This window comes from Variovorax soli NBRC 106424 (genome assembly GCF_001591385.1).
In the GTDB taxonomy this organism is placed as follows: domain Bacteria; phylum Pseudomonadota; class Gammaproteobacteria; order Burkholderiales; family Burkholderiaceae_C; genus Variovorax; species Variovorax soli.
In genome coordinates this window covers 1-14,158 of the sequence record NZ_BCUU01000117.1, presented here as the reverse complement: position 1 = coordinate 14,158, position 14,158 = coordinate 1, and the positions used below count along the sequence as shown (strand labels likewise).

The window sequence follows — 14,158 nt, the reverse complement described above, 5'->3', positions numbered from 1 at the left end:
ATGGCGCCGGTTGTGAGATCAGTGCGTCTAGTCAGGGCGAATCTAGAATGAAGCCGCCTTCTTCGCGGATTGCGTTGGACTTGATCAATTCGCTCAGCAGCTCGAACGTCCAAGCCTCGCGGTTCTGTTCTGGCGCAAAGCGCTGGCTGACCTGTTCCAGGTAGTAGACGCTCTGAAGCCATGTGTCGAAGTCCTCGCGAGACATCCGTTTGGCATCGAGCAGCTTGAACTTGATCAGGACTTTGATGGCGTGCCGCGCATGCTTTTCGGGCGAGCGAACAAACGCGTCGAGGCGCTCGCGCGCAGAGGCCAGCGCGGCGTCGACCTGGTCGAAAACGGGCCCATGGCCCGGAATGACGCGAACCGGGCCGAGCGACTCGATCAGGTCGAGCGTCGAACCGACCTCATCGAACGACGGTTCTCCCCACATCTCGGGGAAAACGACGCCGAATCCTCGCTCCCACAGTGCATCGCCGGAGATGAGTGTTCGTGAGGCCGGCTCGAAAAGTACGACGGCGTGCGGATCGTGTCCAGGCGCCGCGTGGATCTGCCAGCTCGCGCCGCCCAACTCCAGCACGCTCCCGGGGGCGAGCGTCGAATCGAAGCCAAAGCGAGGGCATTCCTGCCCGGTAGGCCGGTAGCTGAGCCTGTCTTCGTCCCATTGACGAACCGCCTCGGCTTCGCCCGGCGGAATATGAGTCAACAGTGACGCGTACCTTGCCTGCAAGGCAGCGTTTGCGCCGCAGTGGTCGCTGTGCAGGTGTGTATTGACAAGCAGATCGAGCGGCCGCCCGTCCAGCGCACGGTAGACCAAGGCGAGTGTCTGCTCCGAGTGCGTGACGTAGCCGGAGTCGACCAAGGCGCTAGAGCCCCGACCGATGAGCACCACATTGTTGGAAGACAGCCATCCGCGTTCGAGCACACGGATGCCGGGCGGACATTGGATGGAGGGCATCCTTCTCGTTAAGGACTGCTCAATGCGCGGTAGCGGAGCGCAGCTCCCGCCGCAGGATCTTGCCCACATTCGTCTTCGGCAGCGCATCCCGGAACTCGATGTGCCTGGGGCGCTTGTAGCCAGTTAGCCGGTCATGGCAAAAGCGCAGGACTTCCTCCTCGCTCAGCGAGTTGTCCCGCCGCACCACATACACCTTGATGGCCTCGCCCTGCTTTTCATCCGGCACCCCCACCGCGGCGCATTCCACCACGCCGGGGCACAGCGAGATCACGTTCTCCAGCTCGTTGGGAAAGACGTTGAAGCCGCTCACCAGAATCATGTCCTTCTTGCGGTCCACGATGCGGCAATGGCCGTCTTCCTGCATCACCGCAATGTCGCCGGTGCGCATGAAGCCGTCCGCAGTGAACGCGGCGGCCGTCTCGGCCGGCTGGTTGTAGTAGCCGACCATCACGTTGGGACCCCTGATGCACAGTTCGCCGGCCTCACCATCGGGCACGGTCAGGCCGGCATCATCCTTGATGGCAATCTCGATCCCCGGCAGCGGCAGGCCGATGGTCCCGCTGAACTCCTGGCTGATGACGGGGTTGTTCGTGCCGATGGCGCAGGTTTCGCTCATGCCCCAGCCTTCGATCATGGTGCAACCGGTCGTCTCCTTCCAGCGCTTGGCTGTTCCCTCGGACGCGGCCATGCCGCCCGCCTGGGATACGAACAGGGAAGAGAAGTCCAGATCCTTGAACTCCGGCTGCATCAGCAGGCCGTTGAACAGCGTGTTGACGGCCGGAAGCATGTGGAAGGGCCGTTTCTTGAGCACTGCGATGAACTTGCGCATGTCGCGCGGATTCGGAATCAGCGTCAGGTGGGACCCTTGCCGGATCGCCAGCAGGCACAGCGTCAGGGCGAAGATGTGATACAGCGGCAACGCTGCGATGCTGTTGACCTTGCTCAGGTCCCCCGCGCGCGCGAGTGCCGGGGTGAACCACGCCTCGGCCTGCAGCGTGGCCGCGACGATGTTCCGGTGCGTGAGCACCGCGCCCTTGGACAAGCCGGTGGTGCCGCCGGTGTACTGCAGGAATGCAATCGAATCGAGCGTGTTTCCGGAAGGTTCGAGCTTGCGCGAGCGCCCCGCGGCAAGAGCATCCGGAAAGCGCGTGACGCTTCGCCCCTGGTCGAGCGGCAGCTTGAAAGGCGGCACCATCTTCGCCAGGTTGCGCACCGCAAACGTGATCCACTGGCCGTAGACGCCCCCCAGCAGATCGCCCATGGCGGTCAGCACCACATGCTGGACCGAAGTGCGCGCAATGACCTGCTCCAAGGTCTGCGCGAAGTTCTCGAGAATGATGATGGCGCTCGCGCCGGAGTCCTTGAGCTGATGCTCGAGCTCGCGGGCCGTGTACAGCGGATTGACGTTGACACAGGTGTAGCCCGCGCGAAGCACCGCGGCCATCGTGACCGCAAACTGAGGTACGTTGGGCAGCATGATCGCCACCCGGGCACCCGGCTCGAGCCCCTTGCCTTGCAGCCACGCGCCCAGTGCGGCCGAGAGCTCATCGAGTTCCCGGTAGGACATCCAGCGCTCCATGCACACTGAAAATGGCCGGTCGGCGTAACGCTTGAACGATTCCTCGAAAAGCTGCCCCAAAGAGCTGTATTGCTCCGGATCGACCGTGTGCGGTACGCCGGCGGGGTAATTCTTGAGCACGGATGGATGCATGCAATCTCCTTTCGCCCGGATTCTCCGAAAGCGGGTGTTCGCCGCACAGCGGGCTTGTCCTAGCGACCCCGCCGCCCGGTTCGATTTCTGTCGCCGAGGCGACCTGGCCTGCAAGGCAACTGGGGATTGCGCGGGTCACGGCGCACTTGCTTCGGCGCCGGAATCGACTAAGTTCACGGAGGAGGCGCCTGCCTCCATGAACCGAAGTCCCCGCAGAATGAACAAATTCTTGGCAGAACGCCCCGGGCGTTGGATGGGCATGTCCCCCATGTGCTTTGAATCTCAGGGAAAACCCTTATATTTGGGGTATGCATCAAGCCATGGCCATTTTCAAAGCCTCGCTGGGCGCCGGTTCCTTTCTCAGAATGCCGATGGTTGAGCCCCGCAGCGCCGCCACGAGCGCGCCCCACCAGCCGCCCGTCCTGGTACCGATCCGTTCGATCGGTCCGGATGAGCGCGAGCGCATTGCCAGGCATCTGCTGGCACTGGACGCGCACGACCGCTATCTGCGCTTCGGCTACAGCGCCTCGGACGAGCAGATTCGCCGTTACGTCGACGGTCTCGATTTCGAGCGCGACGAGCTGTTCGGCATCTACAACCGCCGCCTCGAGTTGATCGCGATGGCCCACCTGGCGTTCGCGCCGGCGGACCAGCCCAACGAGTGCGCCGAGTTCGGCGTGTCGGTCTCCAAGCACGCGCGCGGACGCGGCTATGGCGCCCGCCTCTTTGAGCGGGCCGAGGTGACGGCCCGCAACGCCGGCGTGCGCATGCTGTTCATCCATGCGCTGAGCGAAAACGCAGCCATGCTCAAGATCGCCCGCAATGCCGGCGCCAGCGTGGTGCGCAGCGGTTCCGAATCGGAGGCTCACCTGGAACTCCCGGAGCCCACCCTGGACAGCCGCATGAGCGAGATCGCGCTGGACCATTTCGCGGAGATCGACTTTCACCTCAAGACCCGCGCCAAGCAGTTCTGGGCCTTCTTGGCCGGATTGCAGGAAGTGCGCCGCGGCGTCCAAGAGGCGCGCGACAAGTCTTCGGCCTGACGGGCGCCAACGGGCGACCGCCGGCCCGCGCGGAGGAATTCATGAGGCCGACCGGCCAATCCGGTATCCTTGAGCCTCTCCCAACTTCCGCCCTCACGCAGTGGCAGACCCACACCCTGACCGCCCCAACAACGAGCGGGAAGACAAGCGCAGTTTTCTCCAGAAGCTCGTCGAGTTCATCCATCCCGGCCCGGACTCGCGCGACGAGCTGATCGAAACCCTGGCCGACGCCGAAGACAACGACGTCATCGGCGCCGAGTCGCGCGTCATGCTCGAAGGCGTGCTTCGCATGGCCGACATGACGGCCGGCGACGTGATGGTCGCGGCGCCGCGCATGGATCTCGTCAACATCGACGACCCGCTCGAGACGCTGCTCCACACGGTGATCGACACGGCCCACTCGAGATTTCCCGTCTACGAGGGCGACAAGGAAAACATCATCGGGATCCTGCTGGCCAAGGACCTGCTCAAGCTGCAGCGTTCGCCCGCGCTGTCGATCCGCGCGCTGCTGCGCCCGGCCACCTTCGTGCCAGAAAGCAAGGGGCTGAACGACCTGCTGCGCGAGTTCCGCGGCAACCGCAATCACCTGGCCGTCGTCATCGACGAGTTCGGACGTGTGGCCGGCCTCATCACCATTGAAGACGTGCTGGAGCAGATCGTCGGCGAGATCGAGGACGAATTCGACATTGCCGAAGACGAGGGCGACATCTTCGGGCTGGCCGACCACACCTACCGGGTTTCGGGCGACACGCCCGTCGAGCGGGTGGCCGAGGCCTTCGCCATCGAACTGAACGAAGAGCAGCTCTCGGAAGACTTCGAGACCATCGGCGGCCTGGTTGCCCACGAAATGGGCCACGTGCCCAAGCGCGGCGAGCACCACACCATCGGCGGCTTCGATTTCTTCGTGCTGCACACCAAGGGCGGGGCGGTGCGCTGGTTCAAGGTGTCGCCAGCACGCGGCGGCGACGCGGCGGATTGAACACCGCGCCGCTTTTCCTGCGAGGTCGCTGGCCGGGCCGGCTCCTGCCTTGGCTGGCAGGCCTCGCGCAGGCGGCTTCGATCGCGTGGCCTTGGGGCGGGCAGCCGCTGTGGTGGCTGCAGCTGATCTCGCTGGGCTTGCTGGTGTGGCTGCTCGACCGCGTCCGCAGCGACGGCCAGCCGAGTGCGTGGCGGCGCGCCGCCTATGCCGCATGGGCCTTTGCCACCGCCTGGCTGTGCGGCACGACCTGGTGGCTGTACGTTTCCATGCACACCTATGGCGGGCTCGCTGCGCCGCTCGCCGCCGCGGCCACCTTCCTGCTGTCTGCCGCGCTGTCGCTCTACTATGGTCTGGCCGGTGCGCTCTATGCACGGTGGGCGCCGCGCCGGCTGCTGCCGTCGGCGCTGCTGTTCGCCGCCCTGTGGACCATGGCGGAGTTGCTGCGCAACAGCCTGTTCACCGGCTTTCCGTGGGGCGCCGGCGGCTACGCCCATATCGATGGGCCGCTGATGGCCTTCGCGCGAAGCGGTGGTGTCTATGGCATCGGCGCCCTGGCTGCCATCGTTGCAGCAATGCTGGCCCGCGTGCCGGCGCTCAACCCCCGGCGTGTGCGCTCGTGGATCCTTCCGGGCGCGTTGGCTGCGTTCCTCATTTACACCGGGGCGGCATCGCAATGCCTTCGCACAGACTGCAAACCGGCTTCGGGTCCTGCTGCCAGCGCCGGCCGGCTGGGTGTCGCGCTGCTTCAGGGCAACATTCCCCAGGACGAGAAATTCATCCCCAGCGGCGGCATCGCCACGGCGCTGCGCTGGTACGGCGAGCAGCTCATGGCCAACCGCGCGCCGCTGGTGATCACGCCCGAAACCGCGCTTCCGCTGCTGCCGGCCCAGTTGCCGCAGGGATACCTCGATGCCATTGCGCGGCGCTACGCGTCCGGCAGCCAGGCGGCGATCGTCGGCGTGCCGCTGGGCAGCGGGCGCGAGTACACCAATTCGGTCCTGGGCTTTGCACCCGGCCAGCCGCAGCCCTACCGCTACGACAAGGCGCACCTGGTGCCTTTTGGCGAGTTCGTGCCCTCGATGTTCCGCTGGTTCACCAACCTGATGAACATCCCGCTGGGCGACTTTCGCAGCGGCGGCCTGGCGCAGCCTTCGTTCGAATGGCTGGGGCAGCGGCTGGCCCCCAACATCTGCTACGAGGACCTGTTCGGCGACGAGATCGGCGCCAGCTTCCGCGACGAGGCGCGGGCCCCCACCGTGCTGCTCAACGTCAGCAACATCGCGTGGTTCGGCGACACGGTGGCCATCGACCAGCACCGCGCCATTTCGCGCATGCGTGCCATCGAGTTCGAGCGGCCCATGATCCGCGCCACCAACACGGGCGCCACGGTGGTCATCGACCATCGCGGCCGGGTCACGCACGAGCTGCCGCGCATGACCCGCGGCGTGCTGAATGCGCAGGTGGAAGGCCGCACCGGCCTCACGCCCTACGCGCGCTGGGTGTCGAAGTACGGGCTGTGGCCGATCTGGGTCGGGGCGCTGTCGATCGTGGCGGCCACCCTGGCCGGACGTCTCAGGGCGCGGCGCCTGCAGGCGCAGGCCAGTCGCGCAGCTTCCCCGGATTGAGCAGCCCCAGCGGATCGAAGCGCTTCTTCATCTCGATCACCTCGGGCGGCAAGGGGCCACCGGCCTTGCCGTCTTCCACGATGAAGACGTGCGGATTGTTGATGCGCAAGCCGCTTTCCCGGTGCAAGGCGATGATCTCGTCCAGCCGCTCTTCGGTGGTGAAGCGCACCAGCTGAAGCGCGCTGGTGGTCAGGCGCCCATCCATGCCGCGCAGGAACTCCGCATGCATCAGCACCTCGCCGGCAAAGCGCGACGCCATCTCGCGAATCTGCCGGACATGTTCGCCCGGCGTGAAGGACGTCTGCAGGTAGGTCAGCGACTTGTCGATCTTCAGCGCATGCAGCGTGGTGTGGTTCCAGGTGAATTCCATGAGCGTGCGATTGCTCTTCTTCACCTCTTCCGCGGTCTTGCGATAGGTCACGGTGCCGCCATGAGCCGCGACCAGCTGCAGCAGCGGCTCTTCGCAAGCCTGCGCCACCAGCGACAGCACTGCGTGGCAGCCGCGCGGCAGGTATTGCTCGAGCTGCCCGAGGTAGTCCGGCACCGGGCTGCCGAAGAAGGCCACTTCGCGCTTGATGATGCCGGGCGAATGAGCGAGCGCATCGCCAAATGCCAGCGCACGGTCGAAGTCGTCGAACACCACCAGCGTTTCCAGCCACGGATGGGCGGGCGCCAGGCCCACCTCGATCTCCAGCACCAGGCCGTTGGTGCCCCACACGTGGTGCATGCGCAGCGCTTCGGCGCCACGCAGCTCGACCACTTGCGGTTCCGGCTCGATGGTCATGGCCCGGATGCCGAGCACATTGCCCGGCGCGGCCAGCGGCCCGTAGTTGATCGAGCCCACGCCGCCGAAGCCGCCGCCGAAGAGGCCGCCCAGCGTGGCGCTGCGGTATGTGGAGGGGAGGCAGCGCAGCTCCTGGCCGCTCTCCCTGGTGTGCTTCTCGAGCTCGGCCAGCCGGATGCCGGCCTGGGCGCGCGCCACGCCCGGTTGGACCCAGCACACGCTGTTGTAGCCGGTCATGTCCAGGACCACACCGCCGGCCAGGGGGGTGGTCTGGCCATAGTTGCCCGTGCCGCTTCCGCGGATGGTGATCGGCAACTTGCGCCGGGCGCAGGCCGAGACCAGCACGCGGATCTCGTCTTCAGTGCGCGGGCGCACCACCGCATCGGCGACCTTGTCCTTCAGCTGGCGATGCAGCACGGGGCTGAACCAGGCAAAGTCCTGCGAAAGCCGGGCGATGCGGCTCGGGTCGGTGATCCAGTCGAGGTCGGGCAGTTCGAGGTGCAACTGCTCGATGGGAGAAATGGGGGCGTTCATCACATCAGTCCTGAGAGAGTTCGCTGGCGTGCCAGGAGCCCAGTGCCAGTTGGGTGAGCCAGGCCATCAGCACGAAGAGCGCCACGCCGGTCAATGAAATGAGAAGCAGCGCCGCGAACATGCGCGGGATGTTCAGCTGGAAGCCCGATTGCAGGATCTGGTAGGCCAGCCCCGCGCCTTGGCCGCCCGTGCCGGCCACGAACTCCGCCACCACCGCGCCGATCAGCGCCAGGCCGCTGGAGATGCGCAAGCCACCGAAGAAGTAGGGCAGCGCGCTCGGAATGCGCAGCCGCACCAACTGCTGCCACCGCGTGGCGTGGTTGAGCTTGAAGTAGCTTTGCAGGTCCGGATCCACGCTGCGCAGCCCGAGCGTCGTGTTGCTGATGATGGGAAACAGCGCCACCAGGGCTGCGCATACCACCATCGCCGCCGTCGGGTTCTTCACCCAGATGATGATCAGCGGCGCCACCGCCACGATGGGCGTCACCTGCAGCAGAACGGCATACGGAAAGAGGGCGGTCTCGATGCGCTTGCTCTGCACGAACAGGAAGGACACCAGCACCCCGACGACCGTGGCCAGCACGAAGGACAGCACCGTCACCTTGAGCGTGGTGATCAGTGCCCCGCCCAGCGCCGCCCAGTCGGTGACGAGCGTCTGCATCATCAGGATGGGCGAGGGCACCAGGTAGGGCGGCAGCTCCATGGCTGTCACCATGCCTTGCCACAGGCCGACGAGCACCAGGCCCACGAGCATCGGATACACCACACGCTGAACGCGCGGCTGCGACAACAACGGCGCGCGCTTGGTTCCGGCCGGGCTTTTCGGTGCGCCGGCAGACGGCGCGGGGTTGACGGTCAGCGTGCTCATGCGCCCACCTCTTCATTCAGGCTGCTGGCGCGCAGGAGGCTGTCCTGCAGCCGCTTGGCATGGCGCGCGAACTGCGGCGACACCATGAAGTCCGGCGTGCGCGGATACGGCTCGTCGATGTGGAACTCTTCCACCACGCGGCCCGGCCGCGCGGCCATCATCACGACGCGGCTGGACAGGAACACGGCCTCGTGAATGGAGTGCGTGACGAAGATGACGGTGAGCTTCTTCTTGCGCCACAGCTCCAGCAGGTCGGCGTCGAGCTTGTGGCGCGTGATCTCGTCGAGTGCGCCGAAGGGCTCGTCCATCAGCAGCAAATCGGGCTGGGTCACGAGGCCGCGTGCGATCGACACGCGCATCTGCATGCCGCCCGACAACGCCCGTGGCAAGGCGCTCGCAAACTTCGAAAGCCCCACCAGCTCCAGCGCTTCGGCCACGCGTGCGTCGCCTTCCTTGCGCGCAACGCCGGCCAGGTCCAGCGGAAGCCGAACGTTGGTCTGCACGCTGGCCCAGGGCATAAGCGTGGGCGCCTGGAACACGAAGGCCATCTTGCGGCCCGTCTGCTCGATCTGCTGCACCGGCTTGCGCCACACCAGCAAGCGGCCGTCGGTCGGCTCGAGCATGCCGGCCACCATCTTCAGCAGCGTGCTCTTGCCGCAGCCAGAGGGCCCCAGCAGCGTGACGAACTCGCCTTCGGCGATGCGCATGTCCACCGGCAGCAGGGCCTGCGTGCCGTTGGGATAGGTCTTCTGGGCCGAGAGGATTTCCACGGCCGGCACGCCACGCGTGGCGTCGGGCGGCGGGGCAAAGACCTCGGGATCGATTCGGTTCATGCAGATGCCTTTCGGTGGCGCGGGCGCCGGCGGTTTCGCGGCGCCCGCTATTTCAGGGCGAAGAGAGAAGTGCAGTGCTTACGGCAGGACCTTGGCGTCCTTGATGAACTCGGTCGTGTAGGTGCTGGCCAGCTGCACCTTGCTCGGGTCGAGCAGCTTGGCCGCCACCAGGAAGTCGTAGTTCTGCTTGGAGCGCGCGTCGGTGATCACGCCGATGCCTTGCTTGGTGGCGTCGCCGCTGGCCACGATGCCCATCTCCTTGAGCTTGGACACGCTGTAGGCCAGCTGTTCGTCGGTCATGTTCGGGTTGTCCTTCTTGATCAGGGCATTGCCCGGCGCCGGATTGGCCAGGTAGCTCTTCCAGCCTTCGGCCGATGCCTTGACGAAGGCGGCCACGGCCTTGCTGCGCTCCTTGATGGTCTTGTCCATGCACGACACCGTGGTGGCGTAGGCGGTGTAGCCGTGGTCGCTCATCAAGAGCACGTTGGCCTTCACGCCGGCCTTCTGGATGGCGAAGGGCTCGGACGTAAGGTAGCCCTGCTGCACCGTGTTCTTGTCGGCGACGAAGGGCTGGATGTTGAAGGTGTAGGGCCGCGTCTGCGAGTCCGAAAGACCGAACTTCATCTTCACCCACGGCCAGTAGCCGCGGTTGGCGCTGTTGGCGATGAGGATGGTCTTGCCCTTGAGGTCCTCGAAGCTCTTCACGTCCTCGTGCGCGATGAGCACCTGCGGGTCCTTCTGGAAGAAGGCGGCCACGGTGGTGATGGGCAGGCCGCCTTCGCGCATCTGCATGGCCTGGATGTCGCTGGAGCCCATGATGCAGTCGGTCTGGCCGGCGGCCATCATCTGGGCGATGTTGACCTGCGGGCCGCCCATCTTGATCGTCACGTCCAGGCCGTGCTTCTTGTAGATGCCTTCGGCCACCGCCTGGTAGAAGCCGCCGTGTTCGGCTTGCGCGTACCAGTTGGTCATGTAGGTGAAGGCCTCCTGGGCATGGGCCGGTGCACCAACGCTGAGCGCGAGCGCAGCGGCAACGGGCGCGAGTCGGATGGCGGTGGTCTTGCGCATGGGGCGGTACTCCTCGAAGTGGAACGGGTTGGTGGGGGAACGAACGGGCGAAACGGAATGCAAGGAGCGCGCCTCAGCCGGCCAGCGCAGTGCCTTGGCTGGTCTGGATGAATCCGGTCTGGTGCGTGCGCTCCCAGGTGGCTTCTTCGCGCACGACCCATCGAAGCGCATGAAGCTCGGTGAGCGCCTGCACCCAGCTGTCTGCCAGCGTGTCCAGGATTTCCTGGCCCTGTTCGCGGGTGGCGCTGGTCGGGTCGCCGATCACCCCGCTGGGGCCGAAGTCGCGCGCCGTCCAGGCGCAGGCCGGGCGACCGTCCGCCGAGAGCAGCTGGATCGGAAAGGCTGGCGGATAGTTGGCCGCCGCACGTTCCATGTGCACGGTTTCGGGCGCCAGGGCCAGCATCAGTGCCGTCTCGGAATGGCCGGCGTGCATGGCCAGCTTCTTCTCCTGTTCGCTCACCTGCTTGCTGGCCGCGCTGGGCAGGCGCGACACGCCGTGCGGCACCACCACGAAGTCGCCATGGCGCAGACGCAGCTCGCGCGCCGCCATCTCCAGCACTTGCGGCTGGCCGCCATGGCCGTTGGCGAACAGCAGCTTGCGAAAGCCCGAGCGGTACACCGACTCGCCGACCTCGATCACGGTGGAAAGCAGCGTGGTGCCCGTCAACGTCATGGTGCCGGGAAAGTGCAGATGCTCTTCCGACTTGCCGTAGGTGATGGTGGGCAGCGCGAAGGCACGCACCTCGGGCGGCAGGCGCCGCAGCGCCTCGCCCATCACGCCCGACGAGATCACGCTGTCGACCGAGCAGGGCAGGTGCGGCCCGTGCTGCTCGATGGCGCCGCAGGGCAGCACGATCACGGTGTTCTCGCGGTCGGGCAGCTGGTCGATCTCGGTCCAGCTCAGGTAGGGCAGGAAGCGGTGGGGCGGGATGTAGCCGTGCAGCATGGGTCGGGTCCTTGGGTGGTCAGGCAAAGCGCGCCATCGCCTGGCCGACGCGCTGCTTGAAGCGCGCCAGCTGGGTGGGCGTGGCCACGTTCATGTGGTAGTGCGCGTGGAAGTCCACGCGGGCCTGCGCGGCGGTGAGCCGCTTCATGTAGCGCGTGACGATCTTTCGCGGCGGATCGCCCATGTACCAGGCCATCCAGCGCGGGCGGCCATAGGTCACCACGGCGCTGATGCGCTTGATGTGGGTGAGCATCGGCTTGACGTTGGCCGGGTCGCTGATGTCGAAGGCCACGCCCGGCATCAGCAGGCGGTCGAACCAGCCCTTGAGCATGGCCGGCAGCCCGAAGCACCAGGTCGGGAAGCAGAACACGATGGCCTCGGCACGCTGGATGCGGTCGATGTGGCCCTGCACCGGCAGGCGGTTGCCGGGCACCTCGTGATAGCCCAGGCGCTCTTCGCGCGACATCACGGGGTCGAAGCCTTCGGCGTACAGGTCCCAGTCGTCCACCTCGTGCCCGGCGGCGTGCAGATTGCGCAGCACCTCCTGGTGCAGGGCGGAATGAAAGCTGGTTTCGACCGGATGGCAATAGACGACAAGCACTCGCATGGTTCGTTTTGACCGCTTAATCAGAGCAAGTGGTCAAGATACGCAAGCGTCGTGCCAGTGGGTGTCGGGTGCGCGTGCACCGCAATGGGGAGCCCGGCCCCGTACCGGGCGGAGCAGCTGGGGCCGTCGTCGGTAGAGCGGTCGTGGGACCGCAGCGGTGCGCTCAGTCCGGCGTCTTGATGCCGCAGCCCGCCAGCACGAAAGCGATCAGCTCCCGTGCGATCGGCTCGCGGTCGATGGCCGCCTCTTGCGGCAGCCCGCCCATGGCGCGCACCTGCAGCGCGTAGTCGGCGTGGTACTGCGTCATGGCCCAGATGTGCTGCAGCAGCAGCCGGGCATCCAGCGGGCGCATCAGCCCGCGCGCGATCCAGCCGTTGATCGCGTCGATCTTCTTCTGCGTCCACTGGCGCGACATGGGCCAGAAGCGCTCCAGGTTGCGTCCGCCGTCGAGCACCTCGCGCGTGAAGATGCGCGACATCTCGGGCTTGTCGAAGGCATGGTCGAGCTTCTGCCGGATGTACAGCGCGAGCACGCGGCCGGGGTCGCTCGCGTTCTCCTCGAACGAGAACACCACCTTCCAGTCGTGCAGCACCTGCATCAGCAGCTCGACGTAGAGCTCCTCCTTGCCGGCGATGTAGTAGTGCAGCTGCGGCTTGGTGAGCCCGGCCCGGTCGGCAATCGCCTGGGTCGAGGTGCCCTTGAGCCCGTGCAGGCTGAACTCGGTGATCGCCGCCGCGCGGATGGCCGCCAGGATGCGCTCACGGCCCGGCCGCGAGCGCGACAGCGGCCCGTCCGGCGCGGGCATCTGCTGCGGCGCAACTTCGGAAGTGGGGGCGGTGTCGACGTTCATGGGATCGGCCGGGTAGACGTGAGGCGATGGTACAGGCGGCCACTTCGGCAGGCATGACGGCATGCCGCGTTGGCATGCTGTCAGGCGGGCGTTTTGTCTCGGTTCCCGGTATCTTCGCCCGGCGTGCTTGCGCGCAAAGTCAAGCATGCAACCCGAAAAGCACCACATCAACCCGAGGAGTTTCTCTTGTACATCTCGCCCAGACTTCGCACCTTCATGGCCAGCGCCGCGCTGCTGGCTGCCAGCGCCATTGCCCAGGCACAGCAGGCGCTGCCCAACGTGATGATCCTGGCCACCGGCGGCACCATCGCCGGGGCCGGGGCCTCGGCGCTCAACAGCGCCACCTACGCTGCCGCCAAGGTCGGCGTGGACAAGCTGATCGCGGGCCTGCCCGAACTGGGCAAGGTGGCCAACGTGAAGGGCGAGCAGGTCTTCCAGGTGGCGTCCGAAAGCATGACCAACGAGCATCTGCTCATCCTGGCCAAGCGCGTGGCCCAGCTGGCCAAGCAGCCCGACGTCGACGGCATCGTCATCACCCACGGCACCGACACGGTGGAAGAGACGGCCTACTTCCTCACCCTCACGGTGCACACCGACAAGCCGATCGTCATGGTGGCCTCGATGCGGCCGGGCACCGCCCTGTCGGCCGATGGCGCGCTCAACCTGTACGACGCGGTCGCCGTGGCCGGCAGCAAGGACGCGCGCGGCAAGGGCGTGCTGCTGACGATGAACGACACCATCCAGAGCGGCCGCGACGTGAGCAAGAACGTGAACGTCGTGCCCAGCGCCTTCTCCAGCCAGTGGGGCCCGCTGGGCATGGTGGTGGAAGGCAAGAACTACTGGTTCCGCGCCCCGGTCAAGCGCCACACCATGAACTCCGAATTCGACATCGAGCAGATCAACTCGCTGCCGTCCGTCGAAGTGGTCTACAGCTATGCCGGCGTGAGCACGACGGCGGTGGATGCCGTGGCCAAGAGCGGCGTGAAGGCGCTGGTGCATGGCGGACCGGGCAACGGCTCGGTGGCCGACCGGATCGTTCCGCGCCTGCAGGCCGCGCGCGAAAGCGGCGTCATCGTCATCCGCGGCTCGCGCGTGCCCGACGGCTTCGTGATCCGCAATGCCGAGCAGCCCGACGACAAGTACGACTGGGTGGTGGCGCATGACCTGCGGCCGCAGAAGGCGCGCATCCTGGCCATGGTGGCGCTGACCAAGACCAGCGACACCAAGGAACTGCAGCGGATCTTCTGGGAGTACTGAGCCAGACCCGGTGGGGCCTTCCCGGGATCGACGCAAAAAGGGCCCGCCTGCACGATCCGCGGTGCTGCCCCGCTACCAGGCGTACTTGGCGCCCACGC

13 protein-coding genes are annotated in these 14,158 nt (G+C 66.3%); 4 read left to right on the top strand and 9 right to left on the bottom strand.

Annotation, left to right across the window (positions count from 1 at the left end; translation table 11 throughout):
- Positions 1 to 31 precede the first annotated feature (31 nt).
- Together VSO01S_RS23250 and VSO01S_RS23245 are read right to left on the bottom strand one after the other, a co-directional pair.
- Positions 32 to 955 carry an MBL fold metallo-hydrolase gene (locus tag VSO01S_RS23250; RefSeq protein ID WP_068645161.1) on the bottom strand — a complete coding sequence of 308 codons (924 nt, stop codon included), beginning with the start codon at positions 953 to 955 and terminating at the stop codon, positions 32 to 34.
- A gap of 19 nt (positions 956 to 974) precedes the next feature.
- Positions 975 to 2,666, bottom strand: a complete 1,692-nt coding sequence (locus VSO01S_RS23245; RefSeq protein ID WP_068645160.1) for an AMP-binding protein — start codon at positions 2,664 to 2,666, stop codon at positions 975 to 977.
- A 320-nt stretch (positions 2,667 to 2,986) separates the two neighbouring features.
- Between VSO01S_RS23245 and VSO01S_RS23240 the strand changes: the two genes are divergently transcribed.
- From VSO01S_RS23240 to lnt, 3 genes are all read left to right on the top strand, one after another.
- The gene (locus VSO01S_RS23240) at positions 2,987 to 3,709 is read left to right on the top strand and encodes a GNAT family N-acetyltransferase (protein ID WP_174544762.1); all 723 of its coding nucleotides are present in this window, start codon (positions 2,987 to 2,989) and stop codon (positions 3,707 to 3,709) included.
- A gap of 100 nt (positions 3,710 to 3,809) precedes the next feature.
- Entirely contained in the window at positions 3,810 to 4,688 is an 879-nt protein-coding gene (locus VSO01S_RS23235; RefSeq protein ID WP_068645158.1) for a CorC family transporter, read from the top strand.
- On the top strand, positions 4,685 to 6,313 hold the full coding sequence (gene lnt, locus VSO01S_RS23230; protein WP_084242065.1) for an apolipoprotein N-acyltransferase: 1,629 nt from the start codon (positions 4,685 to 4,687) through the stop codon (positions 6,311 to 6,313). Before VSO01S_RS23235 ends, lnt begins: the two co-directional genes overlap by 4 nt.
- Here the strand turns inward: lnt and VSO01S_RS23225 are convergent.
- The 7 genes from VSO01S_RS23225 to VSO01S_RS23195 all read right to left on the bottom strand — a co-directional run bounded on the left by VSO01S_RS23225 (position 6,261) and on the right by VSO01S_RS23195 (position 12,803).
- Positions 6,261 to 7,631, bottom strand: coding sequence for an FAD-binding oxidoreductase (locus VSO01S_RS23225; protein WP_068645157.1), 1,371 nt, complete (start codon positions 7,629 to 7,631; stop codon positions 6,261 to 6,263). The genes lnt and VSO01S_RS23225 overlap by 53 nt on opposite strands.
- A 4-nt stretch (positions 7,632 to 7,635) precedes the next feature.
- On the bottom strand, positions 7,636 to 8,385 hold the full coding sequence (locus tag VSO01S_RS23220) for an ABC transporter permease (protein WP_068645163.1): 750 nt from the start codon (positions 8,383 to 8,385) through the stop codon (positions 7,636 to 7,638).
- 110 nt (positions 8,386 to 8,495) lie between these two features.
- Positions 8,496 to 9,332: an ABC transporter ATP-binding protein gene (locus VSO01S_RS23215; RefSeq protein ID WP_068645156.1), complete on the bottom strand. Its 837-nt coding sequence runs from the start codon at positions 9,330 to 9,332 to the stop codon at positions 8,496 to 8,498.
- A 78-nt stretch (positions 9,333 to 9,410) separates the two neighbouring features.
- Entirely contained in the window at positions 9,411 to 10,400 is a 990-nt protein-coding gene (locus tag VSO01S_RS23210) for an ABC transporter substrate-binding protein (protein ID WP_068645155.1), read from the bottom strand.
- Positions 10,401 to 10,473: 73 nt separating this feature from the next.
- The gene (locus VSO01S_RS23205; RefSeq protein ID WP_068645154.1) at positions 10,474 to 11,346 is read right to left on the bottom strand and encodes a creatininase family protein; all 873 of its coding nucleotides are present in this window, start codon (positions 11,344 to 11,346) and stop codon (positions 10,474 to 10,476) included.
- Between the two features lie 19 nt (positions 11,347 to 11,365).
- On the bottom strand, positions 11,366 to 11,953 hold the full coding sequence (locus VSO01S_RS23200; protein WP_068645153.1) for an NAD(P)H-dependent oxidoreductase: 588 nt from the start codon (positions 11,951 to 11,953) through the stop codon (positions 11,366 to 11,368).
- A gap of 163 nt (positions 11,954 to 12,116) precedes the next feature.
- Positions 12,117 to 12,803, bottom strand: a complete 687-nt coding sequence (locus VSO01S_RS23195; RefSeq protein ID WP_084242064.1) for a TetR/AcrR family transcriptional regulator — start codon at positions 12,801 to 12,803, stop codon at positions 12,117 to 12,119.
- A gap of 186 nt (positions 12,804 to 12,989) precedes the next feature.
- On the opposite strand from VSO01S_RS23195, the gene VSO01S_RS23190 reads away from it, so the two are divergent.
- Positions 12,990 to 14,060, top strand: a complete 1,071-nt coding sequence (locus VSO01S_RS23190; protein WP_068645152.1) for an asparaginase — start codon at positions 12,990 to 12,992, stop codon at positions 14,058 to 14,060.
- Positions 14,061 to 14,158: the final 98 nt, after the last annotated feature.